Here is a 24,956-nt window from a genome sequence, read left to right as displayed (position 1 = left end):
ACAATAATTCATCAATCTTAATTAGATCACATTTTTACTTTAATTGGTATTAGTGATTGCTGTAGCAAGAATCGCTATGGGTGCACCATCTTTTAATAGTTCGCCCTCAAGCTCTTTTATGCGTTCGTCTTTCTTTTCGATTTGTTTATTGATTCGGTCTAGGTCGCCACTCAATTGAGTTTTGTTTATTTTTAAATGATTTAGACCTTTAAACACATCTATGTCTAAGTCTCGAATAACGCGTTTCTTATCACACGCACCAACTAAAGAAGCTGTGCAAATCCAAGTGTTATAAACGTGTGTTTTGGTTTTGGTTTTGGTCTTGCTCTTCTGAATCTTTTTGCTCATCGCTGCGCCACATTCACATTTAACCAATCGAGCTAAGTGATTGTGTTTTGTATATCCGCCCGCGCAGCTTATGTTTTTAGATTGAATAGCTTGCCATTCGGTGAATGAGATTAGAGGTGGAAACACGTTTTCTATCTCTCCGTCTTTGTCGACCATACTGCCGTACAGAGCGCGAGACTTAACAATCTCTCTGATTGTTGTATCTGACCAGTGTTTTGCCTTTGGTGCGTTATACACACCGTTCAGGTTCATAGCTATTTTATGATATCCGACTCCGCTTGCTCTAAGACTGATAATCTCTCTGACAATATCAGCTTTATCATTTAGCTCATACTTATCTGATTTCTTAATCCAGAAAGGTAGACGTTTGTTTATTACCTTACCTTCTCGAACAAGCCTTCTTTGCGCTGCTTTAGCTGCTAGAACGCGCTCACTCTTTTTCTTGCTCTCCTGATAAGCTAGGTCAGCAGCAATCGCGACACGTATAACACTCGGTAAGTCGTTTAAGCTTTGTTTGTCTAGTTCGAGTTGATTGGTCAAATCAACAACATTCACACCACTCCGCAAGATTTTACGTAGCATTTCTTGGGTGTGGTCGATTCCCTGTCTACTTAGTCGGTCTAAGTTCTCAAGGATTATATAGTCACCCTCGACAATCGAACCGACCTGAATAGCTGCAAACAAGTCATCTAAGCTTGGACGTATCTTGTCTACAAAAGCACTTATGCCTAAGTCTTGAAAATTCTTGTCTGATAGCTCAATCTTATTTCTTTCACACCACTCCTTTGACCGCCTCAACTGTCTGCGCAGGCTATCGCCATCTGCTTGAGCTTTACTACTGAATCGAATGTAACTATATGCAATCGCCATTGTTCTTGGTTGCCTTATGGGTTTCCCACCTAAAGTAACATATTACGGTCAACCTCGCCCCTGCCGATTTGCCCAAAGAGGGAGGCCGTTTTGACCTGCCCATCGCGCTTGGGATTTTAGTCGCATCCGATCAGCTTCCGACATCAAAAATAGCTCAGCATGAATTCATCGGTGAGTTGGCGTTGTCAGGAGAATTACGCTCAGTAAAGGGTGTGTTGCCTGCGACGTTAGCCGCCGATAGTGTCGAGCGATGTTTAGTTGTCCCACATCATAACGGTGATCAGGCTGCGCTGGTGGGCAAGGGAGCGCATAAATCTGCACAAACCTTGTTGGAGGTTTGCGCTGACATGTGTGGACAGGCTCAGCTTGGCCTATATAGAACGGAATATCATCAGGCTGATGTTTCAGAGCTTCGCGACCTACAAGATATTATCGGCCAACAACAAGGCAAGCGAGCTCTGGAGATAGCCGCAGCTGGGAATCACAACTTATTGTTTCTTGGCCCGCCCGGAACCGGCAAGACCATGCTCGCTTCTCGACTGCGTGACTTGCTACCTGAAATGAGTGATGACGAGGCGATGGAAACCGCGTCGGTGGCCTCGTTAACGCAACAAGAGATCAATCAATACAACTGGAAGCAACGACCTTTTCGCTCCCCACACCATTCCAGTTCGATGGCAGCATTGGTGGGTGGTGGCTCAGTGCCTCGCCCCGGAGAGATCTCTTTGGCGCATAACGGCTTATTGTTCTTGGATGAAATGCCGGAGTTTGAACGTAAGGTGCTTGATTCATTACGAGAACCATTAGAGTCAGGAGAGATCATTATCTCTCGTGTTGCGGGCAAGACTCGTTTTCCTGCTCGCTTTCAATTGGTTGGTGCACTCAATCCAAGCCCTACGGGTTATTACGAAGGTAACCAGGCGCGCGCCAACCCACAGATCATACTGCGTTACCTCAATCGACTATCAGGGCCGTTATTGGATAGATTCGATATGTCGTTAGAGATCCCATTGCTTCCTAAAGGCATGCTCGCTGAGGGTGGTGACCGTGGGGAAACGACTCAAGTGGTAAAGCAAAGGGTCAGGCAGGCGCGTGAGTTGATGCTATCTCGCAACCATAAATCGAATGCACTGTTAGGTAGCCGAGAAATTGAGAAGTATTGCCCGTTAAGACGCGAGGATGCGGAGTTTCTGGAAACGGCGTTGCACCGACTGGGTCTGTCGATTCGTGCTTATCATCGAATTATTAAGGTGGCACGAACCATTGCCGACCTTGACGGTAACGAGCAGATCGAAAAGAAGCATCTATCGGAAGCGCTTGGCTATCGAGCGATGGATCGCTTGCTGAAGCAACTCACGGCTCAAGCTGTGTAGCAAGCAGAAAAAAGCCTGCTTAGATGCAGGCTTTCGTTGGATTGCAGTGCATACTCGCTAAGGTTAGAACTTGTAGTTCAAGCCAACTGAAACGATATATTGAGACTCGTCGTAGAAGGTAATGTTCGAGTCGCTGGTACCGTAGCCCGCTAGTGAAATAAACGACCAGTTTTCCCAATCCATGAATTGATCATACTCATAGGCGGCGAATAGGTTGATATTGTCGTCGCTGCGTTTCTTGTCGTAGATCGGGTTGCTCGCATCGTAAGAGCGTTGGTTGTAACCCGCTGTTAGTGCGTACTGGTGACGCCCCATGCCACCAAACAAGCTTACCTCACCACCGAATTGGTCGTAAGACTCAGCTTTACCATCAGCATCACGTGTTTGATAGATAACGGATGGAATAAGCATCATGGTACGACTGAGTGGCAGGCGATATTGACCTTTCAAGTAGAGCGTATTGGCATCTCGTTTGAGCTCTTGCTCTTGAATATCATCGTTGTCGACATCTTTTGTCGCATAGGCCATGTCTAGCGAGAAAGCTGAGCCTGCAATGCTGCTAAGCTTCAAACGAAAGGCATTGCCAGTTTCATCTGTCTTTGTGCGAGCTGATGTGGTGTTGTACGGATCAGCCCAGGTCTCACCTGACATAATGGTTGGTAGCAGTGAAGCGTCGATCACCATCCCAGATTCAAGCTGGTATTTATAACCAACCTCTAGCACAACAGTACCCGTAGCTACGTCATCACGAGCGGTACCCGTGTAAACCTGGTGATTTAGCTTCTCACCAAAGGTATAAGCAACACTGCCTAAAGGGGCGACAAGAAACGAGCTTTCTGAAGAAGCCTTCTGATCTTTAGATGAAAGATTGCTATCAGCATCGGTATTAAAGTTTGAGGTGGAAGAGGCAACCCCGGTATTGATAGAGATTTCACCACTGAAACCTTGTTGGTCTGCAAGCTTGGCAAAAGCGGGAGAAGCCGCAACGCTCAATGCCAAGAGAGTTATTTTTATTTTCATTCAAGGGCTCCTTGCCCACCGGTTCTTAGGACGGGTTATTAATAGCAGTAAAGCTTTAAACTTCCAGGTTAATTATTTATCAATGATGATTTTTGAACAAGCAAAAAAAAGGAAGCCGAAGCTTCCTTTCATCAATGACTTACTTCTTCAATAAGAAGTTCACCAGCTCGAAGTACTCATCAAGAGAGTTGATACCTTGAGCTTCTACTAGGTAGCGGTTGTTAACCACAACAGCGGGTACACCTGAAAGACCGCTGTCTTTGAATGCTTTGTCGAAGCGACGAACCATAGAATCTACTGCAAAGCCGTTATACGCAGCATCGAACTTCTTCGCATCAACGCCTTCGTCTAGGAAAATTTGACGTAGTTCTTCTTCATCACGTGGTGGCTTGTTCATGGTGTGGATGCGGTTAAACATCACTGGCACCATTTTGTCTTCAACTTTCAGTGCAATCATTGTCGCGTAAGCTTTGCTCATTGGCAGACCCATGTTGCCACCCATGAATGAAACATGGTTCTTCTGTAGCTTAGCGTCTTTAGGTAGCTGTTGTTTTAGCTGCTGGATGATTGGCTCAAAGCTATTACAGTGTGGGCAGTAAAAAGAGAAGAACTCTGTCACCATTGGTTTTTTTGATGCTTCTAGGTCGAGAACTTTGTAGTGTTCACCTTCGTTAAATTTCGCAGCGTGAGCTGAAAGGCTCAACATGATCAATGAGAAAAATGCGAATAGCTTTTTCATTTATCCAATCTCCATTATGTTTGAATTTTTATCTAGTTGTATGTTGCGATTGCTGTTACCACTGAGGCATTAACGAAAGTGGTGGCTCTTGCAGGGTAGCAATTTGCTCTTTACAAGCAAGTACTTGTTGCTCCCAATATTTCGGATCATTAAACCACGGGAAGGCCAGAGGAAACGCAGGATCGTGCCATCGTTTCGCCAACCATGCCATGTAATGCACCATACGTAGACCGCGTAGTGGTTCGATTAGTTTCAGTTGTGCGGTATTAAAATCGCAAAATTCTTGGTAACTCTCGAGCAAAATATCCAGTTGCATCAGCTTGTCTTGGCGTTCGCCATTAAGCAGCATCCACAGATCTTGTATCGCAGGGCCGTTACGAGCGTCATCAAGGTCGACGAACATTGGCCCATCGCGCCACAAGATATTGCCTGGGTGGCAGTCACCATGCAGGCGGATATTCTCAATGTTGCTCGGCCACTGGCACTCTAGCTCTTTGATCAGAAGGTCGACGTCATTGAAGAAGGCGTTCTCTAAGTGTGTTGGGATAAACTGAGAGTTCTCTAGAATCTTACGTGGCTGATAAAGGTATTCATCTAAGCTGATGGTCGGGCGGTGCTGGAATGTTTTTCCCGCGCTGGCTTTATGAATACGACCAAGAAAACGTCCAACACCTTCCAATTGATCTAGATTGTCGACTTCATACTGTCTGCCGCCAACACTTTCAAATAGTGCAAATAGGTAGCCTTGGTATTCATGTAAGGTTGCACCGTTGATTCGCATTGGAGGCGCAACTGGCATCTCTTGTTCGATAAGCTCGAGTGCGAAGTCATGCTCTTCTTGGATCTGTGCCTTGTTCCAGCGTTGCGGACGATAAAACTTAACGACGTAGCGCTTACGGTCTTCATCGGTGAACTGATAGACACGGTTTTCGTAACTGTTGAGAGCGAGAAGCCCGGATTCAGCGCGAACTCCGATGCTCTCCAGTGCGTACCACATGAAGTCAGGAGTCAGGTTATCAAAGTTAAAGGCTTGCATCGTCATAGAATAAAAAAGGCTCATTACTGAGCCTTTTTCCATTTATTGGGTTGTTATACCAAGCACTAAGGTGCGGGTATCAGAGCTTCTTGATAAAGCGGCTTTCGACTTCCATCGTAAACTCTTCATTATCCGAGAGTATAAACTGAATTGTCGAAACTGGTGAGCTCAGTTTTTCTGGGTCGGCGCCTAAACTGATAGGTAGGTTCAAAACCTCGCCTGGATCGACAGTAATCGTCTGTTTGCCGTACCAGATAGCATTGGGCAGTCCGCTAACATCGAGCTTGTACTCTTGCTCTTGTTGAGTCTTGTTGATCACTTTCAAGGTGTAGGTGTTTTCAACCAACCCTTGGTTATTGACTCTGAACAGCTGGTTTCTGTCACGCAGAACACTTAGGCCAGCGGGATCAACGCTCGCGATTTGGGCGAAGAACAAGCCCAGCATCACGATCAAGATGGCACCATAGCCCAATAGCTTGGGACGCATTACCTTGGTCGAGTGACCTTCAAGTCTGTGCTCGGTGGTGTAGTTGATCAGGCCTTTCTCGTAGCCCATACGCTCCATGGTGTTATCACAGGCATCGATACATGCGCCGCAGTTAATACACTCGTATTGCAGGCCGTCACGGATATCGATACCCGTAGGGCACACTTGTACACACAGATTACAGTCAATACAGTCGCCTAGACCAAGCTCTTTTGGGTCAGCTTTACGAGAGCGAGGGCCACGGCTTTCACCGCGTTCTGTGTTGTAACCAACGATGAAGGTGTCTTTATCGAACATTGCCGACTGGAAACGTGCGTAAGGACACATGTGCAGACAAACAATAGAACGCATCCAACCCGCATTGGCATAAGTACATCCAGCAAAGAACAGTACCCAAAACACCGGCCAGAAAGACGAGTTAAAGGTAAAGAAGCCAACCACTAACTCTTTGATTGGGATGAAGTAACCAACAAAGGTTAAGCCCGTCGCAATGGCAATCGCCCACCACGCAATGTGTTTGAGGGTTTTTCTGAGGATTAAATTGCTCGTCAGTTTTCCCGAGTCTTGTTTTCTTCGCTTATTGGCAGCACCTTCTAGCTTCTCTTCGAACCAGATGTACATGAAGGTCCAGACGGTTTGTGGGCATAAATAGCCACACCAGACACGGCCTAAGAAGGTGGTTATGAAGAATAAGCCAAACGCGGCAATCATAAATAGGATCGCGAGTAGGGTCAGATCTTGCGGGTATAACGTTGTGCCAAAGAAGTTGAACTGTTGGCTGCCGATATCGAGCAAGATCGCTTGGCGTTCACCAAAGGGAATCCACGGGATAAGCGCAAAAAGTAAAAGTAAGAACCAACCGCCATAGCGACGCAGTTGTTGGAATTTACCTTTGCTTTCTCGAACATAGATTCGGTTACTTGGGTTAAATCGATCTCCATTACCTTTATGTGTTTTCGGGTTAAAGGTTTTAGGAGTCACATCTTTGATATCGATTTTATCCTGACTCATGGACTATCCTTTTTGTGGCTTGTTTGCCCGGTTAAGTCGGGCATGACGACATTACTTGAAAGTATGGTTTAGAGAACCTGTTGAAATTGAGCTTGGTGCATTTGTTGTTATCGCACTCACTCTTATTATTTTAGAAGATTCTTATGGATGGCGATTATAGCGACAATCTTGTTCTCATTTCTTTAACGCTATCAACCTTTAACAACAAAAGTCATAACAGTTGTGACGAAAAAATAGCGAACAGAAACAAAAAAGCGACCTGGTGGTCGCTTTTTAAATTGAGTGTTTTATCTATACGGCAATTGAGCTCTAAACAAACGGGCGACTAAAGAAGGCCACGTGCTTTTAGAATTGCGGTTTTGAAATCATCTTCTTGGTCTTTTTTCAGGCCTGGAATCATTTCATCTTTTTCGCTGTTGCGCATTTTTAGGTGGTAGATAAGAACATCGTCAGTCAGTTCTTCAAGCTTGCCTTGGTAGCCCGCTTCTTTTGATAGCTTAATGATGAACTCTAATAGGTTAAGCTCTTGATCTTTCTGCCACTCAGGCTCCATCAGTTCAAGCAGTTCTTCAATGCGGTGACACTTCATACTTTATTTCTCCACAAATTTTATAATGATTTGTGGCTAAGGTATCAAATCGGGTAGGGAATACCAATGTGTAAACACATTTCAAGATGGGAGCGGGCAAGAAAAAAGCGCAGTAAAAACTGCGCTTTTTGTTAAGCGGCTTTAATCACTTTCGTTGTAGTCGGTGCTAATAAAGCAGTCTTCTCAACTAGAGTCATTGTAGGAGCCAATTTCTTAGCCGTTGGAGCAGCAACAAAGCCACTACGACGACGCATCGCACTACGGTTGGTGTGCGAGAACCTGACAGCTGTTGGGCGCATTAATTTACCTAACGGTCAGGCATATCCATTGCCAATCTAATGGCCTGATTTACCATGAGCTCCACCTCAATTGCTTGAAGCGTCACTCGTCTGGCTTTCGCCAATCCGAAGAATAAATCAGGATAATGATATGCATGCATATCAAGGCTTAGATTATCACTATCTAAGTTATCGATCGACGCCTGAGTGATAAATAGACGATATTAGAGCTAAAATAGTGTGAGCAGTATATTTGAGTTTGAACCTCTTTCAGGCTTAAGATGATGCTTTAAAGGAGGTGCATATGTCGTTCTTAAAGAAAACGTTAGCAAGTTTTGGAATTGGATCTGCCAAGGTGGATTCTGTATTGCAACAGGAAGTGCTTTATCCAGGCAAGAAGGCGAGCATTATTGTGCATGTCTATGGTGGCGCTCAGCCACAAGAGATCGACAATATCGATCTCAACTTGTGCTGTCGTTACGTCAAAGAAGTTACCATGAACTCGCAAAGGCAAGAGGGTGGTCAAACACGTCGAATGCACCAGACATACTCGTTGGCCAAATGGAGCCTGCCGTATGCCTTTGTTATTCAGCCGGGTGAAACCCGTGATTTTGAATGTGAGTTTGATGTCCCGCTGAACACACCGGTCACGATTGGTGATTCAAAGGTGTGGCTAGAAACCGGGCTCGATATTGCGATGGCGATTGATCCATCGGATAAAGACATCTTAACGGTGCGCCCTGACGCACTCCTTGATGGTATTTTTAATGAACTTGAAGCTCAAGGGCTGCGCATTCGCCAAGTGGAATGTGAAGCGGTAGAAGGCTTTGAATTGCCTTTTGTACAAGAGTTTGAGTTTGTCCCGACGACGGGTCCTTATCATGGCCGCTGGCGTGAGCTTGAGGTTGTTGCCCATCGTGATGAAACCGAGCTTAAGTTGTGGTTTGAGATAGACCGTAATCGCGACGGTGCTAAAGGTATGTTGGCGAGTTTATTGGGAGTGGGTCAGCTACAGCGTCAATTGAGTGTGCCATTGGATACCTCACCGGAAGAAGCCGGCAAGATGGTGCTTGAGTATCTAGATAGCGCCTCTTAGTCAGCTTTTTGGTTCTTTAGCTTTAGAGAGCCAAGCCTCACCACACAGTTTAGGCGTTATTAATGTCATAAAAGATGTCATAAAAATTTAAGCTTACACGTGTAAGCTTAATGTGCAATACTAGGTCAATTGAACATTTACTCTAGTAGGATACTCATGTCTGCATCATCAGCTAGCGAATACAGTGACATCGAAGAACGCGCTAATGCGATAACCCATGGCTTGGGCGTCGTACTTGGCGTGGTTGGTCTGATCTTGTTGCTGGTTCGCGCGTTTGATTACCAAGCCGACATGTTGACTGTTGCCAGTATGGCAATCTATGGCAGCAGCATTATCCTGCTCTTTCTTGCTTCCACGCTTTATCACTCGATCACCACAGAAAAAACCAAGCGTTTATTGAAAACCCTCGATCACTGTGCAATTTACTTACTCATCGCAGGTAGCTACACCCCGTTTTTATTGGTTGGCTTAAGAACCCCATTAGCGATGGGCTTGATGGCGGTTATCTGGGGAATTGCGCTGGTCGGTATCATCATGAAGATTGCCTTCGTCTACCGATTTAAGCGTCTATCGCTGTTCATTTATTTAGCGATGGGCTGGTTGTCGTTGATTGTGGTGTATCAACTGGCGATGAATATCGAGATGGGCGGCTTGGTGTTATTGGCGCTCGGCGGCGTGATCTACTCGTTGGGTGTTATTTTCTATGTGGCCAAACGCATCCCTTACAACCATGCCATCTGGCACTTGTTTGTTTTGGCGGGCTGCGCTTGCCATTTCTTCGCTATTTATTTGTACGTGACTCCGGTTTAGCGAGCTAGTACCTCAGTAATCTCTGCTTTAATCTGATATTCAGGGTGTTGTTCTAGGTCGAGCTTGATTAGCTTGCCTTCTTCACCCGTCTTTGGTCGCAGGTATGTGTCGGCCATTCGTTTGATTGATTTCCACACTGCAACTTCTTCTTCTGCCAACAACTCACCTTCTGCAGTAAATACGCTGATGTTAAGTGATACCAAAATAACCGCTTGAGTGCCTTGGTTGGTGATGGCTGTCGGAATGATAAGCTCACCATCTTCATAGCGACTTGCACCCAGTACAACATCCACTCCTGACTGAGAGAGCTGTAAGCTAGGCTTTTTACTATTAACCACAATCGTAGTGCCACGCGTGTTCGTTGCGACAGGTACGGCGACGACAGGGGCTGCTGCAATAGGCGCTGCTGAAACAGGCACTGCGATCTCTGATGTTGTCGCTGCTGCTTCCGTTTGCTTTGGTGCCACGTATTGCCAAGTAAAATCATCTTTGAGTAACACTTGTTTGCCATCAGGCAATGTGACCATTTGATCAGCAAAGGCAGAACTTACGAATACTGAGTTTGCGATCAATGCGCCAGCGAGAAGTACGTATGATTTCATCTGTGTTTCCTTGATTTTGTGCTTGGTTAGCGTCGCCAAAAGGCTGGGAAAAATAGAACAATGAGCGTCAATATCTCAAGTCGCCCCATCAGCATTCCTAAGCTTAGCAACCATTTAGCGGCGTCGGGCAATGGAGCAAAGTTCCCGGTTGGACCGATCACGCTGCCCATACCTGGACCAACGTTAGCAACGGCTGTGATAGCGCCAGATATACTGGTTACGGGATCAAGCCCCATCGCGCTCAAGCCACCTGCAATTAAGATAATCGTAATAAAGAACATCAAACCAAATGCGACCAGTGAACGCACAATGTCGTCATTCACAGGTCGTTGGTTATAGCGTTGAACAAATACACCCGACGGGTGAATCAGTTTCATCATTTGTTTGTGGAGCATGGTCATCGCGATCTGGAAGCGGAAGATTTTGATACCGCCAGAGGTTGAACCTGAGCACGCGCCCGCCATCATTAAAAAGGCAAACAGCGTGGTAGGCAAAGCGCCCCACGCGGTGAAGTCTTCTAAGCCAAAACCGGTAGTGGTAACTACGGACACAATGTTGAACATCGAAACACGCATCGCATCCATGACTGTGTAGCCATCTCTAACCACCAACCATGTCGATATCACGGCACTGGTGACTAAGAATAGATAGGTGAAGCCTCTCACTTGCGCGTCTTTGTAGAGGATTGAGAGTTTTCTACCACGCAGTGCGCCAACAAACAGTAGGAATGGCAGACCGCCAAGGAACATGAACAGGGTTCCCACCCAGTGAGCACTGTTAGAGAAGTGGTTCATTGAGCCATCTGATGTTGAGTAACCACCCGTAGACAGTGTTGTGAAGGCATGATTGATCGCGTCAAAGATGCCCATGCCTGCAAACAGGTAGCTAATGATGCACAAGCCTGTCAGAACCAGATAAACCGCCACGATGTTCTTCGCGACCGTTTTCGCTCGTGGGCTGCTTTTATCTGACCAATCGGATGATTCGGTTTGGAACAGTCGCATACCACCGACGTTGAGCATTGGCAGAACCGCTACCGCCATAACGATGAAGCCTATACCACCTAACCATTGCAGTATAGAACGCCACAACAGAATGCTTGGTGCCATGCTGTCTAAGCCGCTTAATACGGTTGAGCCTGTTGTGGTGATACCAGACATGGTTTCAAAATAGGCGTCAGTGAAGCTGATGTGGTTGATGAAGACAAACGGCAGTGCAGCAAAGGCACTGGCTATCGTCCATACCAGAGAGGTGATCAGGAACATGTCCCGCACCCCAAGTCGGAACTTAGCTGAACGGCCCAAGCTCAAGCAGATGAACGCCACTATGTGCGTGATCACTACTGATTGACCAAACTCGAGGAAGCCACCGGTGCCTGTAAAAAAGGCAACCAATGTGGGGATGTACATGAAAAGGGCGAGTTTTGATAACACTAACCCTATCACTAATAATATCGGACGAAAGTTGACCATAGCTTAATAGACCATCGCTTTGAGCCGAAGCGTTGTTCTCACCTGAAGAAGGTTGTGAGAGCAAGCTTACGAGAACAAGGCTATAAGAAGAACGGGCTCGGTTGGAATAGAGACTCAACATCAGGTACGTATTTCTTGTCCACTAGGAACATCACTACGTGGTCATCTTGTTCGATTACGGTTCTATCGTGCGCGATAAGTACTTCTTCTCCGCGAACAATTGCACCAATAGTGGTGCCCGGTGGTAGTTTGATGTCGCCAATCGCTCGGCCAACCACTTTAGATGTGGTTTCGTCACCGTGAGCAATGGCTTCAATCGCTTCAGCAGCGCCGCGACGTAGAGATGATACGTTTACAATATCAGCACGACGAACGTGAGTAAGCAGTGCAGAAATCGTCGCTTGTTGTGGGGAGATAGCAATATCAATCACACCACCCTGAACAAGGTCGACGTAAGCGCCACGCTGAATCAGCACCATTACTTTCTTGGCACCCATTCGCTTCGCCAGCATCGCTGACATGATGTTGGTTTCATCTTCATTGGTTAGGGCAATGAACACGTCCACTTGATCGATGTTCTCTTCGGTTAGCAGTTCTTGGTCGGCTGCATCGCCACAGAATACGATGGTGTTTTCTAATTCTTCAGACAGCTTCTCGGCACGAGTGTAGCTGCGTTCGATAAGCTTGATGCTGTAGCTCTGCTCAAGACGTTTCGCCAAGCTTGCACCAATGTTACCACCACCGACAATCATGATGCGGCGGTACGGTTTCTCTAGGCGCTGTAGCTCACTCATTACTGAGCGGATATGGTTACTCGCTGCCACAAAGAAAACCTCATCATCGGCTTCTATGATGGTAGTGCCTTGTGGGCGAATAGGGCGACCTTGACGGAAAATAGCAGCTACACGAGTATCGATGTGCGGCATGTGCTCACGCAAAGCAGACAGTGCGTTACCGACCAGTGGACCACCGTAGTAGGCTTTTACTGCTACTAGGCTAACTTTCTGTTCAGCAAAACTCACAACCTGCAGGGCACCTGGGTATTGAATCAGGCGCTCGATGTAGCTGGTCACTAGCTCTTCGGGTGCGATCAGGTGATCGACTGGGATAGCACCTGATTTGAATAGCGCTTCTTTCTCTTCTAGGTATTGAGGAGAACGAATACGAGCAATTCGGTTCGGCGTATTGAAAAGAGAGAAAGCAACCTGACACGCAGCCATGTTGGTTTCATCCATGTTAGTTACGGCAACTAACATGTTGGCATCTTGCGCACCCGCTTCACGTAGTGTGTTTGGGTGGCTGGCATAACCGTTTACAACCCTAAGGTCGTACTTATCCTGAAGTTCACGAAGTCGGTCAGCGTTACGGTCGACAATGGTGATGTCGTTGTTTTCACCAACCAGGTTTTCAGCAAGGGTACCGCCAACTTGTCCAGCACCTAGGATAATGATCTTCATAGCCTTTCTCTTTTCTTTACCGTGGTAATTCTAGTTATCTAACTTTATTTTGATAATGCACTAGAAAGAAACAGCGGCTAAGAAATAAATTCTTAGCCGCTGTTAGTTGTTATGCCTGTTTTACTAGAACTGCGTAGTAGAAGCCATCCATATCTTCTTCTCCAGGTAGTATTTGACGACCCGGATTTTCGATATCAGACCCAACCAGCGTTGCGTTCTCAGTACGTGCTAGGAATGCCTTCACTTGCAGCACGTTTTCTTGCGGCGTGATAGAACATGTCGCATAAACCATGGTGCCGCCTTCTTTTAGCTGACGCCACATTGCATCCATAATTTCGCTTTGCAGTTCAGCCAGTGCATCAATGTCAGATGCACGACGTAGCCACTTGATGTCAGGATGACGGCGAATTACGCCTGTCGCTGAACAAGGTGCATCAAGTAGGATACGGTCGAACTTATCACCCATCCACCACTCTTCTGGGTAGCGAGCATCACCACAAATTACGTCGGCACGCAGTTGTAGACGCTCAAGGTTATCGTAAACGCGGTCTAGACGTTTGATGTCGCAGTCAATCGCAACCACTTCAGTATCTTGAGTGTGCTCAAGAATGTGTGCTGTTTTACCACCTGGCGCAGCACAACAATCTAGGATCAGCTCACCATCTTTTGGTGTTAGGTAATCAACCGAAAGTTGAGCGGCAGCGTCTTGCACTGATACCCAACCTCTGTCGAAGCCAGGAAGCAAAGTAACATCACAAGGTGCAGCTAATTTTATGGCATCGGCTGCTTCTGGGTGCAATGTGTATTCAATGTTTTCGTTTTTAAGCAGTTCAACATACTCGTCACGAGTGTGGTGTTGGCGGTTAACGCGCAGCCACATTGGTGCCTTGCTGTTGTTGGCTTCAATTAGTTGCTCCCATTGATCTGGGTAGCTCTCTTGAAGCATTTTTAGAATCCAGCTTGGGTGGCCGTATTTGCCTGCATTGTGGCTAACGGCTTTTTCGTCTAGTTCTTCTTGGTCACGTAGGTAGCTACGTAGCACAGCGTTGATCAAACCACTCAGGCTTGGACCGCGCAGTGTTTTAGTGCCCTCAACCGTTTCAGCAACTGCGGCGTGCGAAGGGATACGCATGAAGCTTAGTTGGTAAATACCCACCAAGATTAGGTGGTGGAATACACGCTTCTTACCTTTAAGCGGGTTTTCCATCAGTTCGTTAGCGATTGACTCTAAACGAGGCAGGTAACGAAGTGCGCCGTAGCAAATCTCTTGCAGTAGAGCATGGTCTCGCGGACGGATCGTTTTTTGAGCCGCAGGGAGAGCGTGTGAAAGAGAGTGGCCTTTATCGACAACTTGGAATAGGACATTTGCAGCAGCAGCGCGAACATTCATGAGGGGTACCGAATATTTATTTGAATACATGAGGGCATCTCTGCCCTCGTAAAGGTTTTCTAAGCTGCGTAATTAACAGCTTTAAAAGCGGATTAAGAAAGTTGAGTACCAACTTCAAACCAGCTTGCACGTGAGTTCAAGATATCCTGAACTGACATGGCTTTTTTACCTGGAACTTGCAGTTGTTCAAGAACAAGTACGCCTTGCCCTGTCGCTACATAGATACCAGTTTTATCTGCTTGCAGAATGGTACCTGCAGGCTTATCAGAAGTTTGCTCTGCCACACGGCTTTGCCATACTTTAATGCTGTTCTCAGCAGCTTCAAAGTGGCTCATTGGCCATGGGTTGAAGGCACGAACGCAGCGCTCAATATGAGCTGCTTCATCACTCCAGTTGATACGCGCTTCTTCTTTGCTTAGCTTCTTCGCGTAGTTAGCAAGCTCATCGTCTTGCTTCTCTGCAACCGCTTTGCCAGAAGCGATGTCAGCTAAACACTCAACAAGAGCGTCAGGGCCAAGACCCGCTAATTTCTCGTACATTGATGCGCTAGTATCTGTCACTTCGATAGGCAGCGTTGCGATGCTTAGCATATCGCCAGTATCTAGGCCAATATCCATCTGCATGATCGTCACGCCTGTCTCTTTATCACCCGCCCAGATAGAGCGCTGAATCGGAGCAGCACCACGCCAGCGCGGTAGGATAGAGCCATGTACGTTGATACAACCTAAGCGAGGTGTATCTAATACAACTTGCGGAAGCAATAAGCCGTAAGCGACAACAACCATGATGTCAGCGTTCAATTCAGCTAGCTCTTGCTTAGCCTCATCTAACTTGAAGTTTTCTGGTTGGTAAACCGGAATATTGTTTTCAAGTGCGATGTTTTTTACTGGGCTCGCAGTGAGTTTTTTACCGCGGCCTGCTGGGCGATCTGGCTGTGTGTAAACAGCAACAACTTCATGCTCCGAAGACAACAACGCCGCCAAGTGACGGGCGGCGAAATCCGGAGTACCTGCAAAGACAATTCTTAAAGACTGACTCAAGGTAGGCTTCCTTCTAATTTAGTAATAGCAGCGGTTATTAACCTTGTTTCTCGTTGAAACGTTTAATCTTCGCTAGCTTATCTTGGATACGTTTACGCTTTAGTGGCGATAGGTAATCAACAAACAACTTGCCTTCTAGGTGGTCAAGTTCGTGCTGAACACAGATAGCCAGAAGGTCGTCAGCGTCGAATGTGAATTCGTTGCCGTCACGGTCTAGTGCTTTAACCGTTACTTCTGCAGCGCGAGGTACTAGAGCTCGAGCGCCTGGTACAGATAGGCAGCCTTCTTCGATACCATCTTCGCCGCGCTTCTCAGTAATTTCAGGGTTGATAAGCACCATTGGCTCATCACGTGTTTCTGAAATATCGATAACAACGATGCGTTGGTGGAAATCTACTTGCGTTGCCGCAAGGCCGATACCTTCTTCGTCGTACATGGTTTCAATCATGTCATCAACGAACTTTTGAATCTCTGGGGTAACTTCTTTTACCGGTTTCGCCACGGTACGTAGACGATCATCTGGTAATGTTAATACTTGTAATACAGACATATACACTCGAAATATTGAACTGTGCCGAAACAGCTTAAACCTTGTTGGCTCAATTCTAGACATTTTAGAGGTCAAATGACAGCATCCTGAAGGTAATTCTCAAATCAGATGTCATATATTCAGACCAAGGAACCTAGGTCATGCGTCATTTTTCTCCCATTTTTTCTCTTGTTTGTGCCTCGCTTTCGTTCGCCGCTACGGCTGAAAATAGTGCTCAATCTTTAATCATTAAGCAGGGCGCACCTGAGGCATATGTGGTGGTAAAGGGCGATACCTTATGGGATATCTCCGCGATGTATCTCGATAGCCCGTGGTTGTGGCCAAGGTTATGGCAGGTAAACCCTGAGGTAGAAAACCCTCATCTTATATATCCCGGAGATAAACTGTCTTTGGTTTGGATTAATGGTGAGCCGGTATTGAGTCTTAAACCGGTTATCAAGCTGAGCCCTAAGATTCGTGTCTCGGAGAAGACAGCGGTGCCAACCGTCAATGAGGGGTTGGTTCTGCCTTATCTACAATCTGATCGCTTGGTTGAACTGCAAGACATTCAATCGGCTCAACGAGTGTTAGGGACGAGTGATGGAAAGAGATTCTTATCGGGTGAAGACCGGTTGTTTATCTCGGGTAACCAACAACATCAAAAGTGGGGCATCTACCGTGCCGTTGAAACCTACCAGCGACAGCAACCTCAAGCGAGTATGACCTCGTTGCGTTTGGTCGCCACGGCACGCTTAAAAGAAGTGGATGCTGAGTTCAGCAGCTTACAGATAGAGACTCAGCTGCAAGAGGTGCTGCTTAACGATCTCGTGTTACCAGAGCTTGGTGTTGATCAGGTGAAGCTCTCAACCACGTTTTACCCCGCGCCTAGTGCTGCGGGTCAGTTTGCTAATATCTTGGGTTCATTGGATGGCAGCCAATACAGCGCAAAGAATCAGGTTGTTGTTATCAACAAAGGCTCACAGGACAATCTTCGCCAAGGCTCTATGTTTACGCTCAGTGAAAGCGGAGCTGTGGTGTTTGGTAAGCAAGGTGAATACAGCTATAAAGAATCAGCAGCGAGCGATAAGGTGCAATTGCCAAGTACCTCACTCGGTAGCTTGATGGTCATTCGCCCTTACGAGTATTTTAGCTTGGCGTTGATCACTCAAAGCTCTAAGCCGGTTAGTAATGACATTCTGGCGGTATCGCCTTTAGATCTTGCGTTGACGGAAGAGGTTAAGGGCACCGAGTGAATGAGCAACAACTGATCGCTTGGCTCTCGCTGAGCTTTGTTCCACAACTGGGTGGTAAGCGTCTTTCTCGTCTGCTGAGTGTTGATTCCCCATCGAATATTGTTGGTTACTCCAGCCAACAGCTACAAGCGATTGGTTTGTCAGCCAAGCAAATATCCTACTTAAGACAGCAAGCCCCTAGAGAAGTGGAGGCTTGCCTGGCGTGGCAAGCAAGGCAGCCCAACCATCACATCATTACCCCTAATTGCCCGCATTATCCCAAACTGCTGAACGAGACAGCCTCTGCACCAAGCGTGCTTTTCGTTAAAGGTCATCTTGAAAAACTGATTGAGCCTCAAATCGCGATGGTCGGCAGTCGTAACGCCAGTCTCGAAGGGCTGCAAACCGCGAAGTCCTTCGCCAAAGAGTTTGTGCAAAATGGCTTGATTGTCACCAGTGGCTTAGCGCTCGGTATTGATGGTTATGCTCATGATGGTGCTCTAGATAAAGGAGGGGAAACTTTTGCTGTGTTGGGCTCAGGCTTAGACTCCATTTACCCTGCACGTCACCGAAATCTAGCGGATAGAATTTGTGAGAATGGCGCGCTGATCTCTGAATTCCGCCCAAGCGCTAAGCCACGACCTGAACATTTCCCTCGGCGTAACCGTATTATAAGTGGGTTGTCTTTGGGGACTCTCGTCGTTGAGGCGGCTGAGAAAAGCGGTTCTCTGATTACGGCGCGTTATGCGATGGAGCAAGGTCGCGAAGTGTTTGCGCTTCCCGGTTCGATTCATAACCCAACCAGTCGCGGGGGCAACAGTTTAATTAAGGCTGGGGCATGTTTGGTACAGAGCGCTCAAGATGTTCTAATTGAAATAAAGAGTCTGTTAGACTGGTCTATAGATCAGCAGCCCAGTTTGTTCGAACCTACGTCGAACAAGATTGAAAATGAACAATTGCCATTTCCACAGCTGTTAGCTAACGTAGGATTAGAGGCGACACCCGTTGATATTTTGGCACAGAGAACCCATATACCTGTGCATGAGGTCATGATGCAGCTTTTAGAGCTTGAGCTCTTAGGGCATGTTGTTGCAGTTTCCGGTGGCTATATTCGAAAGGGGAGAGGCTAGCTATGATGATGGACATACTGATGTACTTGTTTGAAACCTACATCCATAGCGATTCTGAATTGCAGGTGGATCAAGACGAACTGGAAGATGAGCTTCTTCGAGCAGGGTTTCACCAAGATGATATTTATAAGGCCCTCCATTGGTTAGAAGATCTTGCTGCACTGCAAGATACTGACAACCAAGCGGCGATTACTATGTGCTCCAATACCTCGATGCGTGTTTATACCAGTCGAGAGATTTCACGTATTAATATGGAGTGTCGAGGCTTCTTATTGTTCCTTGAACAGATCAACGTGCTCACGACAGAGATTCGTGAAATGGTGATTGATCGTGTGATGGGTCTTGAGACCAACGAATTTGAATTGGATGATCTGAAATGGATTATCTTAATGGTGCTATTTAATGTGCCGGGTAATGAAAGTGCTTACACGCAAATGGAAGAGCTGTTGTACACCAAAGAGCAAGGTATCTTGCATTAATACAGGCTTGTCATGAGTAGTAAGATTGATAATCAGCTTTTTTCAGCACATGAACATGCGTTAGAGCATGAACCATGTCCACAGTGTGGTGGAGAGCTTCAGCTTCGCCATGGTAAGCACGGTCCATTTTTAGGCTGTAAGCAGTATCCGAGTTGTGATTACATCAAGCCTCTTCATCAAAATGATGGTCATGTGGTGAAAGAGCTGGGCGTGCCGTGTCCTAAATGCCAAAACGAATTGGTATTAAGGCAAGGTCGCTTTGGGATGTTCATTGGTTGTAGTAGTTACCCAACGTGTAATCACATCGAATCTTTGGATCAACCGAAAGAACAACCTGAAGAGCAGCCACTTGTTGCTTGCCCTGAGTGTGGTCGAGGTCACTTGGTTGAGCGTAAATCTCGCTATGGCAAAACCTTTTATGCGTGTGATAACTACCCTAAGTGTAAGTTCGCCGTTAATCAGCCACCTGTTATAGGTCGCTGTGAAGAGTGCCAGTTCCCACTGTTACTGGAGAAGAAAACGGCCAGTGGCACTAAGAAGCAATGTGCTGATCGCAAGTGTCATCACATTCAATCTCAGTAGTAATACTAATCACAGTAAGTGGATGACCAGAAATAAAAAAACGGCGCTCAATGAGCGCCGTTTCTATATCCAATGAACTTTTTATATCAAATAAGTCAATGTAGGCTTACTTCATCTGCTCAGCAAACTCATGCACAGCAGGGTAGGCTTGCTTATCAAGAATATCAGCCAATGAGCATAACGCTCTTTGCAGCTCTGCGTTGTAGTCAGCGCTTACGTTAATGTGGCCCATCTTTCGACCCGCACGCTTCTCTTTGCCATACCAATGAACATGACAGCCACCTTGAGCCAGAATAGCTTCAGGTAGGGTATCTTCACCAAGAATGTTGATCATTGCGGTTGGGCGAATCAGTTTGGTGCTGCCTAGTGGCATACCACATACGGCACGTAGGTGGTTCTCAAACTGACAAGTCTCTGCACCTTGTTGCGTCCAGTGGCCCGAGTTATGAACACGAGGTGCAATCTCATTAACAAGTAGTGAACCTTGAACATCAAAGAACTCAAGTGCTAGCACACCAACGTAATCTAGGCGCTCAGCAATAGCAGTGAACATGGCTTTCGCTTGCTCTTGCAGTTCAATGTCATCAATGGCTGTTGATAAGCTCAACACGCCGTCGGTGTGAACATTCTCAGCCAGTGGATACACTTGAATCTCGCCATTGGTACCACGAGCACCAACCAGTGATACTTCGCGGTCAAACGGAACAAACTCTTCAGCTACAATCGCTTGGTTGTCTGTTGCGGCAATGCACTCAGCCATTTCTGCCCAAGTTGCGTCAACATTGTCTAATGTCTTTAAGCGCCATTGACCTTTGCCATCGTAACCGCCCAGTGTGCTCTTCAATACCATTGGTAAGCCAACGTGAGCGATCGCAGCGTCAAAGTCTTCGCGAGAGTTGATCACGTAGTATTTGGCATTTTTCACGTTCGCTTCGTCTAACAGGGCTTTTTCAAGGCGACGGTCACCGCCGGCTTTAATTGCTTCTGTTGTCGGTAAGAACTTACCACTGCGTTCACACACCTCAAGTACATCGTGAGGAATATGTTCGAATTCAGCAGTAATGACGTCCGCACGCTCAATCGCATTTTCTAAGCCGTTACCTAGAATCGCTTGCGTTAATGGGTGAACAATATTTTTGCTGCCAACATCAAAAGCAGAAATTTCAATATTCAGCGGTGCCCCAGCTAGGGACATCATGCGAGCAAGTTGGCCCGCGCCTAACACAAGAACATGCATGGGAATTAGTCCTCTGCAGGGTTTGGATTAGCCAGAACCGTTTCTGTTTGCTCAGAACGGAACGCTTCTACTTTTGCCATTACTTCTTCATTGTGTGTGCCAATGATTTGAGCTGCGAGGATGCCTGCATTGGCAGCGCCAGCTTCACCGATAGCCAAAGTACCTACCGCGATACCTTTTGGCATCTGTACGATAGAAAGCAGAGAGTCCATGCCCTTCAGTGCTTTAGACTGAACTGGAACTCCCAGAACTGGTACGCTTGTGAAAGCAGCAGCCATGCCCGGAAGGTGCGCTGCACCGCCAGCACCAGCAATAATCACTTTAATACCGCGCTCTTTCGCACTGGTTGCGTAGTCTGCAAGCAACTGAGGTGTGCGGTGAGCGGAAACCACTTTTGTTTCGTACGCCACGCCAAACTGATCCAACATTTCTGCAGCTAGCTTCATTGTTGGCCAATCAGATTTAGAACCCATGATAATACCGACAGTCATCTCAAACTCCTTCAGGTACGATTTAATTAGTGATTAGATATTTTGCGCGCATTATACGGGTAAAATTGCTTAAGGAAAACGTTTGCGTCAGTCTAAGTTGTTAATTGATACATTTTATAAACAAATAGCTTTAGTCACAGTGAATGATAATTTGTACACTTAGTGAGTTAGATAACTGAATTAATGAGGCAACCCGTGGATAACTTTCAACATACTTTGCAGGCATTACAACAAGGTGAAGTCATTGCTTACCCGACCGAAGGCGTTTTTGGGGTCGGTTGTGATCCCGATAATCCACAAGCCATCAAGAAATTACTCGACCTAAAACAGCGACCGATCGAGAAAGGGTTGATCTTAATTGCTGCGAGTTACGAGCAACTGTTACCTTACATTGATGAAAGCCAATTGACGGAAGTGCAGTTGGCAACAGTGAAAGCGACATGGCCAGGTCCAGTCACTTGGATCATGCCAACCAGCAGCAAAGTTACTGACTGGGTAAGTGGTCAGTTTGATTCCATCGCGGTACGAGTGACGGATCACCCTTTGGTTCAAAGAATGTGTAATGAGTTTGGTAAGCCGTTAACCTCTACCAGTGCTAACCTGACCGGCGAGCCGCCTTGTATGACAACTGAAGAAGTTCAGCTGCAACTTGGCCAACATTTGGTGGCTATTTTAGAGGGTCAAACGGGTGGTCGTGAGAAGCCAAGCGAAATTAGAGATGCAAAAACGTCGAAAATATTAAGACAGGGTTAAACCCTGCAGAGGAAGGAAGATGTCAGCAATTGATAAAGAAGCAGTAAAGCAGTTTTTACTGAGCCTACAAGATTCGATTTGCCAGCAGCTTGAACAAGCTGATGGCACTGCTCTGTTTGAAGAAGATGCATGGCAGCGTGAACCTGGCGAGCGCTTGGGTGGTGGTGGTCGAACTCGAGTGATGACCAACGGTGCGGTATTTGAGCAAGGTGGGGTTAACTTCTCTCACGTAGCGGGTAAGGCTATGCCCGCTTCAGCTACAGCTCATCGCCCTGAATTAGCCGGACGTAAGTTTGAGGCGATGGGGGTTTCATTAGTTATCCACCCTAAAAACCCATATATCCCAACCTCACATGCGAACGTTCGATTCTTCATCGCAGAAAAAGAAGGGGAAGACCCGATTTGGTGGTTTGGTGGTGGTTTTGACTTAACGCCATTTTATCCTGTCGACGAAGACTGCCAATCTTGGCATCAAACAGCCAAAGATCTTTGTGCGCCATTTGGTGACGATGTTTATCAAGAGCACAAAGAATGGTGTGATAAGTACTTCTATCTTCCACATAGAGATGAAACACGTGGTGTGGGTGGTTTGTTCTTTGATGACTTAAATGAGTGGGGCTTCGATAAGAGCTTTGCTTATATGCAGGCGGTCGGTGAGGGCTTTGCTGCGGCGTACTTACCAATTGTAGAACGACGCAAACAGACACCTTATGGCGAACGTGAGCGTGACTTCCAACTATACCGTCGTGGCCGCTATGTTGAATTTAACTTAGTCTATGACCGTGGCACCCTATTTGGTCTACAAAGCGGTGGTCGTACAGAGTCTATATTGATGTCGATGCCGCCATTGGCTCGCTGGGAATACCGCTACGAACCACAAGCGGGTTCACCAGAAGCTCTGCTTTATAGCGACTACCTAAAGCCTCGAGTTTGGTAGTTCTTCCTTCCTTATAGGGATAGTGATAGGGTCATCTATATAGATGACCCTTTTTTATTTCTGTTAGGTAAGGATATGACACAGCAAGTAGATCGTTATGCCGTTTTCGGTAACCCTATTGGGCAAAGCAAATCGCCATTCATTCACACATTATTTGCTCGCCAAACCAGCCAACAACTTACCTATACAGCATTACAGCCAGAGCATGGTCAATTTATCACTGCTGCCAAAACCTTTTTCAGCGAAGGTGGTCGAGGGTGTAATGTCACAGCGCCTTTTAAAGAAGATGCCTATCAGTTTGCCAATCGCCTAACTGAGAGAGCTGAACTAGCTGGTGCCGTAAATACCCTTAAGAAGTTAGATGATGGAGAGATCATTGGTGATAACACCGATGGTGAGGGCTTAGTTCAAGACCTGCTTCAACATCAAGTCACGCTAAAAGGAGCACGTGTTCTTCTTCTTGGCGCTGGTGGTGCTGCGAGAGGAGTGATTCAACCTCTTCTCGACCAAAAGCCACAACAGCTGGTGGTCGCTAATCGAACCAGCTCCAAGGCTGAACTTCTGGCTGAGATGTTTTCGTCGCATGGCAACATCAAGGGGATGGGGCTAAGTGATGTTAATGAAGGCTTTGATGTCATTATTAACTCTACCTCATCTGGTCTAAGCGGGCAGCTTCCTGAAGTGTCTGAGGTGATTTTCAATTCTACTAGCGCCGTTTATGACATGGTTTATGGATCTGGAACGACGGTATTCAATCAATGGGCATTAGATAATGGTGTTCATGCTGCTTATGATGGTTTGGGTATGCTAGTGGGGCAGGCAGCAGAAAGCTTTATGCTTTGGCGTGGTCTTCGTCCGGGAACAAAACAGATTTTAAGAGAATTACGTAAAAACCTAGAGATGTAATGAGGTGTTTATAAAAAATGAATCAATCAATTCTATTTCCTGATATCCAAGATTGGGATGAAGAGAGCCGAACAATCACGTTCCCAGCACAACAGTCGGGCGCATTGATTGAATGTTTCATGTCTATTGAGGAATTATCACAATTGGCAGGAAGAGATATAGAAGAAGGCGATCAAGCTTTAGTTATCTTTTCAGAGTTACGTTTCGATATTGAAGAGCTAGCGGAAGAGTTAATAGAAGAAGAGGAGTATGACTCCTCTAATCGGATTCAGATCAAAGCGCTTTAGACTGGAAGCACAGAGTCTAGATAGTCATTTTTATTCTGAACATAGTTGTCAGCTGATTTCTGTAAAAAGGCTCGCTCTTTATCATTTAATGGGCGAGCTTGTTTTACTGGGCTTCCTACATAGAGATAACCGCTTTCAAGTACTTTGTTTGGTGGCACCAAGCTACCAGCACCAATCATCACTTCTTTTTGGATAATCACGCCATCCAACACGATCGCTCCCATACCCACAAGTACACGATCTTCAATCGTGCAGCCATGCAGCATTACTTTATGTCCGATAGTGACATCATTACCTATTAATAGAGGATAACCCTCAGGGTTTTCTGCATTCTTATGGGTGACGTGCAAGACACTACCATCTTGGATATTCGTTCTCTCTCCAATATGAATGTGGTTCACATCCCCTCGAGCTGCAACCAAAGGCCACACGCTAGAGTCGTTACCGATTTTGATATCACCAACCAGTACTGAACTTGTATCTATATAGACACCTTGTCCAATCTGAGGGGATATTCCTTTATAACTGCGTATTGAACTCATAAATCCTCCTTTATATAGGCACCTTAAGCCCTTAATTAAGGAGAATACTAGTGAAAATGGGGTGTTTTGAACAAAAAACGCTCGAACAATCAAAAAAGTAAGAAAAACTTCAAAAAGGGCTTGCCAGTGTGATCGAAATCTCTATAATGCGACCTCGTTGAAACGGGAAGGCTTCGTAAGAAACCAAAACGAATCAGCAGGTCAAATTAGCCAAGCTAAGCGCTTGAAAAAAG

At 46.3% G+C, this 24,956-nt stretch carries 26 protein-coding genes and 1 pseudogene; 11 read left to right on the top strand and 16 right to left on the bottom strand.

The annotated features are described in order from the left end of the window. Positions 1 to 39: 39 nt before the first annotated feature. A complete protein-coding gene (locus tag AB6E85_RS24895) occupies positions 40 to 1,218 on the bottom strand; it encodes a recombinase family protein (RefSeq protein ID WP_372144651.1) in 1,179 nt (392 codons plus the stop codon). A gap of 41 nt (positions 1,219 to 1,259) precedes the next feature. Here AB6E85_RS24895 and AB6E85_RS24890 point away from each other — a divergent pair. Beyond that, positions 1,260 to 2,591: pseudogene (locus tag AB6E85_RS24890) on the top strand (YifB family Mg chelatase-like AAA ATPase); the annotation flags it as partial. Between the two features lie 63 nt (positions 2,592 to 2,654). Here the strand turns inward: AB6E85_RS24890 and AB6E85_RS24885 are convergent. The 6 genes from AB6E85_RS24885 to AB6E85_RS24860 all read right to left on the bottom strand — a co-directional run bounded on the left by AB6E85_RS24885 (position 2,655) and on the right by AB6E85_RS24860 (position 7,772). After that, positions 2,655 to 3,611, bottom strand: a complete 957-nt coding sequence (locus AB6E85_RS24885; protein WP_372144649.1) for a DUF2860 domain-containing protein — start codon at positions 3,609 to 3,611, stop codon at positions 2,655 to 2,657. A 139-nt stretch (positions 3,612 to 3,750) separates the two neighbouring features. Next, positions 3,751 to 4,350, bottom strand: coding sequence for a thiol:disulfide interchange protein DsbA/DsbL (locus tag AB6E85_RS24880; protein WP_048610871.1), 600 nt, complete (start codon positions 4,348 to 4,350; stop codon positions 3,751 to 3,753). Positions 4,351 to 4,405: 55 nt separating this feature from the next. Continuing rightward, positions 4,406 to 5,392: a serine/threonine protein kinase gene (locus AB6E85_RS24875; protein WP_372144653.1), complete on the bottom strand. Its 987-nt coding sequence runs from the start codon at positions 5,390 to 5,392 to the stop codon at positions 4,406 to 4,408. Positions 5,393 to 5,465: 73 nt separating this feature from the next. Next, positions 5,466 to 6,884, bottom strand: a complete 1,419-nt coding sequence (ccoG, locus tag AB6E85_RS24870; protein WP_048610872.1) for a cytochrome c oxidase accessory protein CcoG — start codon at positions 6,882 to 6,884, stop codon at positions 5,466 to 5,468. A gap of 325 nt (positions 6,885 to 7,209) precedes the next feature. Then, positions 7,210 to 7,473 carry a YihD family protein gene (locus AB6E85_RS24865; RefSeq protein ID WP_009848104.1) on the bottom strand — a complete coding sequence of 88 codons (264 nt, stop codon included), beginning with the start codon at positions 7,471 to 7,473 and terminating at the stop codon, positions 7,210 to 7,212. Between the two features lie 131 nt (positions 7,474 to 7,604). Further along, on the bottom strand, positions 7,605 to 7,772 hold the full coding sequence (locus tag AB6E85_RS24860) for a hypothetical protein (RefSeq protein ID WP_004739323.1): 168 nt from the start codon (positions 7,770 to 7,772) through the stop codon (positions 7,605 to 7,607). 283 nt (positions 7,773 to 8,055) lie between these two features. On the opposite strand from AB6E85_RS24860, the gene AB6E85_RS24855 reads away from it, so the two are divergent. Beyond that, positions 8,056 to 8,847 (top strand): sporulation protein, encoded by a 792-nt coding sequence (locus AB6E85_RS24855; RefSeq protein WP_048610874.1) that lies wholly within the window; start codon positions 8,056 to 8,058, stop codon positions 8,845 to 8,847. Positions 8,848 to 9,003: 156 nt separating this feature from the next. Next, complete coding sequence (locus AB6E85_RS24850) at positions 9,004 to 9,657, top strand: hemolysin III family protein (RefSeq protein ID WP_050642884.1); 654 nt, start codon at positions 9,004 to 9,006, stop codon at positions 9,655 to 9,657. Here the strand turns inward: AB6E85_RS24850 and AB6E85_RS24845 are convergent. From AB6E85_RS24845 to def, 6 genes are all read right to left on the bottom strand, one after another. Continuing rightward, the gene (locus AB6E85_RS24845) at positions 9,654 to 10,259 is read right to left on the bottom strand and encodes a DUF3157 family protein (RefSeq protein WP_372144646.1); all 606 of its coding nucleotides are present in this window, start codon (positions 10,257 to 10,259) and stop codon (positions 9,654 to 9,656) included. The genes AB6E85_RS24850 and AB6E85_RS24845 overlap by 4 nt on opposite strands. 26 nt (positions 10,260 to 10,285) lie before the next feature. Continuing rightward, complete coding sequence (locus AB6E85_RS24840; protein WP_052880500.1) at positions 10,286 to 11,731, bottom strand: TrkH family potassium uptake protein; 1,446 nt, start codon at positions 11,729 to 11,731, stop codon at positions 10,286 to 10,288. 80 nt (positions 11,732 to 11,811) lie between these two features. Then, positions 11,812 to 13,188 carry a Trk system potassium transporter TrkA gene (gene trkA / locus AB6E85_RS24835; protein ID WP_372144644.1) on the bottom strand — a complete coding sequence of 459 codons (1,377 nt, stop codon included), beginning with the start codon at positions 13,186 to 13,188 and terminating at the stop codon, positions 11,812 to 11,814. 109 nt (positions 13,189 to 13,297) lie between these two features. Continuing rightward, a complete protein-coding gene (gene rsmB / locus AB6E85_RS24830; RefSeq protein WP_048618331.1) occupies positions 13,298 to 14,578 on the bottom strand; it encodes a 16S rRNA (cytosine(967)-C(5))-methyltransferase RsmB in 1,281 nt (426 codons plus the stop codon). A 92-nt stretch (positions 14,579 to 14,670) separates the two neighbouring features. Continuing rightward, positions 14,671 to 15,618, bottom strand: a complete 948-nt coding sequence (gene fmt, locus AB6E85_RS24825) for a methionyl-tRNA formyltransferase (RefSeq protein WP_372144642.1) — start codon at positions 15,616 to 15,618, stop codon at positions 14,671 to 14,673. 37 nt (positions 15,619 to 15,655) lie between these two features. Further along, positions 15,656 to 16,168 (bottom strand): peptide deformylase, encoded by a 513-nt coding sequence (gene def / locus AB6E85_RS24820; protein ID WP_017058772.1) that lies wholly within the window; start codon positions 16,166 to 16,168, stop codon positions 15,656 to 15,658. Positions 16,169 to 16,308: 140 nt separating this feature from the next. Here def and AB6E85_RS24815 point away from each other — a divergent pair, with 140 nt between their 5' ends. The 4 genes from AB6E85_RS24815 to AB6E85_RS24800 are packed head-to-tail and all read left to right on the top strand — an operon-like array spanning position 16,309 to position 19,570. After that, on the top strand, positions 16,309 to 17,400 hold the full coding sequence (locus tag AB6E85_RS24815) for a LysM peptidoglycan-binding domain-containing protein (protein WP_372144640.1): 1,092 nt from the start codon (positions 16,309 to 16,311) through the stop codon (positions 17,398 to 17,400). Next, on the top strand, positions 17,397 to 18,509 hold the full coding sequence (gene dprA, locus AB6E85_RS24810) for a DNA-processing protein DprA (RefSeq protein ID WP_372144638.1): 1,113 nt from the start codon (positions 17,397 to 17,399) through the stop codon (positions 18,507 to 18,509). The genes AB6E85_RS24815 and dprA overlap by 4 nt, the downstream gene beginning before the upstream one ends. Before the next feature lie 2 nt (positions 18,510 to 18,511). Beyond that, on the top strand, positions 18,512 to 18,988 hold the full coding sequence (locus AB6E85_RS24805; RefSeq protein WP_029235873.1) for a DUF494 family protein: 477 nt from the start codon (positions 18,512 to 18,514) through the stop codon (positions 18,986 to 18,988). A 12-nt stretch (positions 18,989 to 19,000) separates the two neighbouring features. Next, positions 19,001 to 19,570: a type I DNA topoisomerase gene (locus AB6E85_RS24800; RefSeq protein ID WP_004735775.1), complete on the top strand. Its 570-nt coding sequence runs from the start codon at positions 19,001 to 19,003 to the stop codon at positions 19,568 to 19,570. 106 nt (positions 19,571 to 19,676) lie between these two features. Here AB6E85_RS24800 and AB6E85_RS24795 read toward each other — a convergent pair whose 3' ends face one another. Further along, entirely contained in the window at positions 19,677 to 20,807 is a 1,131-nt protein-coding gene (locus tag AB6E85_RS24795) for a 5-(carboxyamino)imidazole ribonucleotide synthase (RefSeq protein WP_372144636.1), read from the bottom strand. Positions 20,808 to 20,812: 5 nt separating this feature from the next. Continuing rightward, the gene (purE, locus tag AB6E85_RS24790; protein ID WP_004735777.1) at positions 20,813 to 21,298 is read right to left on the bottom strand and encodes a 5-(carboxyamino)imidazole ribonucleotide mutase; all 486 of its coding nucleotides are present in this window, start codon (positions 21,296 to 21,298) and stop codon (positions 20,813 to 20,815) included. A 195-nt stretch (positions 21,299 to 21,493) separates the two neighbouring features. On the opposite strand from purE, the gene AB6E85_RS24785 reads away from it, so the two are divergent. The 4 genes from AB6E85_RS24785 to AB6E85_RS24770 all read left to right on the top strand — a co-directional run bounded on the left by AB6E85_RS24785 (position 21,494) and on the right by AB6E85_RS24770 (position 24,181). Then, entirely contained in the window at positions 21,494 to 22,051 is a 558-nt protein-coding gene (locus AB6E85_RS24785) for an L-threonylcarbamoyladenylate synthase (protein WP_333008624.1), read from the top strand. A gap of 19 nt (positions 22,052 to 22,070) precedes the next feature. After that, positions 22,071 to 22,988 (top strand): oxygen-dependent coproporphyrinogen oxidase, encoded by a 918-nt coding sequence (gene hemF / locus AB6E85_RS24780; RefSeq protein WP_086971938.1) that lies wholly within the window; start codon positions 22,071 to 22,073, stop codon positions 22,986 to 22,988. Positions 22,989 to 23,063: 75 nt separating this feature from the next. Beyond that, complete coding sequence (gene aroE / locus AB6E85_RS24775; protein ID WP_050647290.1) at positions 23,064 to 23,894, top strand: shikimate dehydrogenase; 831 nt, start codon at positions 23,064 to 23,066, stop codon at positions 23,892 to 23,894. Positions 23,895 to 23,911: 17 nt separating this feature from the next. After that, complete coding sequence (locus AB6E85_RS24770; protein ID WP_333011998.1) at positions 23,912 to 24,181, top strand: DUF1488 domain-containing protein; 270 nt, start codon at positions 23,912 to 23,914, stop codon at positions 24,179 to 24,181. On the opposite strand, the gene AB6E85_RS24765 is transcribed toward AB6E85_RS24770, so the two are convergent. Next, positions 24,178 to 24,723: a gamma carbonic anhydrase family protein gene (locus AB6E85_RS24765; protein ID WP_048611258.1), complete on the bottom strand. Its 546-nt coding sequence runs from the start codon at positions 24,721 to 24,723 to the stop codon at positions 24,178 to 24,180. The genes AB6E85_RS24770 and AB6E85_RS24765 overlap by 4 nt on opposite strands. Positions 24,724 to 24,956: the final 233 nt, after the last annotated feature.

It is taken from the genome of Vibrio sp. 10N.247.311.51 (genome assembly GCF_041467855.1).
Taxonomy (GTDB): domain Bacteria; phylum Pseudomonadota; class Gammaproteobacteria; order Enterobacterales; family Vibrionaceae; genus Vibrio; species Vibrio coralliirubri.
The sequence above is the reverse complement of the archived record's forward strand: the minus strand, read 5'-3'. Positions and strand labels throughout refer to the sequence as shown.

Excerpts from the sequence above, each read along its gene's own strand:
- AB6E85_RS24895 (WP_372144651.1), bottom strand. The coding sequence starts at position 1,218 with ATGGCGATTGCATATAGTTACATTCGATTCAGTAGTAAAGCTCAAGCA.
- AB6E85_RS24885 (WP_372144649.1), bottom strand. The coding sequence starts at position 3,611 with ATGAAAATAAAAATAACTCTCTTGGCATTGAGCGTTGCGGCTTCTCCC.
- AB6E85_RS24880 (WP_048610871.1), bottom strand. The coding sequence starts at position 4,350 with ATGAAAAAGCTATTCGCATTTTTCTCATTGATCATGTTGAGCCTTTCA.
- AB6E85_RS24875 (WP_372144653.1), bottom strand. The coding sequence starts at position 5,392 with ATGACGATGCAAGCCTTTAACTTTGATAACCTGACTCCTGACTTCATG.
- ccoG (WP_048610872.1), bottom strand. The coding sequence starts at position 6,884 with ATGAGTCAGGATAAAATCGATATCAAAGATGTGACTCCTAAAACCTTT.
- AB6E85_RS24865 (WP_009848104.1), bottom strand. The coding sequence starts at position 7,473 with ATGAAGTGTCACCGCATTGAAGAACTGCTTGAACTGATGGAGCCTGAG.
- AB6E85_RS24860 (WP_004739323.1), bottom strand. The coding sequence starts at position 7,772 with ATGCGCCCAACAGCTGTCAGGTTCTCGCACACCAACCGTAGTGCGATG.
- AB6E85_RS24855 (WP_048610874.1), top strand. The coding sequence starts at position 8,056 with ATGTCGTTCTTAAAGAAAACGTTAGCAAGTTTTGGAATTGGATCTGCC.
- AB6E85_RS24850 (WP_050642884.1), top strand. The coding sequence starts at position 9,004 with ATGTCTGCATCATCAGCTAGCGAATACAGTGACATCGAAGAACGCGCT.
- AB6E85_RS24845 (WP_372144646.1), bottom strand. The coding sequence starts at position 10,259 with ATGAAATCATACGTACTTCTCGCTGGCGCATTGATCGCAAACTCAGTA.
- AB6E85_RS24840 (WP_052880500.1), bottom strand. The coding sequence starts at position 11,731 with ATGGTCAACTTTCGTCCGATATTATTAGTGATAGGGTTAGTGTTATCA.
- trkA (WP_372144644.1), bottom strand. The coding sequence starts at position 13,188 with ATGAAGATCATTATCCTAGGTGCTGGACAAGTTGGCGGTACCCTTGCT.
- rsmB (WP_048618331.1), bottom strand. The coding sequence starts at position 14,578 with ATGAATGTTCGCGCTGCTGCTGCAAATGTCCTATTCCAAGTTGTCGAT.
- def (WP_017058772.1), bottom strand. The coding sequence starts at position 16,168 with ATGTCTGTATTACAAGTATTAACATTACCAGATGATCGTCTACGTACC.
- AB6E85_RS24815 (WP_372144640.1), top strand. The coding sequence starts at position 16,309 with ATGCGTCATTTTTCTCCCATTTTTTCTCTTGTTTGTGCCTCGCTTTCG.
- AB6E85_RS24805 (WP_029235873.1), top strand. The coding sequence starts at position 18,512 with ATGATGATGGACATACTGATGTACTTGTTTGAAACCTACATCCATAGC.
- AB6E85_RS24800 (WP_004735775.1), top strand. The coding sequence starts at position 19,001 with ATGAGTAGTAAGATTGATAATCAGCTTTTTTCAGCACATGAACATGCG.
- AB6E85_RS24795 (WP_372144636.1), bottom strand. The coding sequence starts at position 20,807 with ATGCATGTTCTTGTGTTAGGCGCGGGCCAACTTGCTCGCATGATGTCC.
- purE (WP_004735777.1), bottom strand. The coding sequence starts at position 21,298 with ATGACTGTCGGTATTATCATGGGTTCTAAATCTGATTGGCCAACAATG.
- hemF (WP_086971938.1), top strand. The coding sequence starts at position 22,071 with ATGTCAGCAATTGATAAAGAAGCAGTAAAGCAGTTTTTACTGAGCCTA.
- aroE (WP_050647290.1), top strand. The coding sequence starts at position 23,064 with ATGACACAGCAAGTAGATCGTTATGCCGTTTTCGGTAACCCTATTGGG.
- AB6E85_RS24770 (WP_333011998.1), top strand. The coding sequence starts at position 23,912 with ATGAATCAATCAATTCTATTTCCTGATATCCAAGATTGGGATGAAGAG.
- AB6E85_RS24765 (WP_048611258.1), bottom strand. The coding sequence starts at position 24,723 with ATGAGTTCAATACGCAGTTATAAAGGAATATCCCCTCAGATTGGACAA.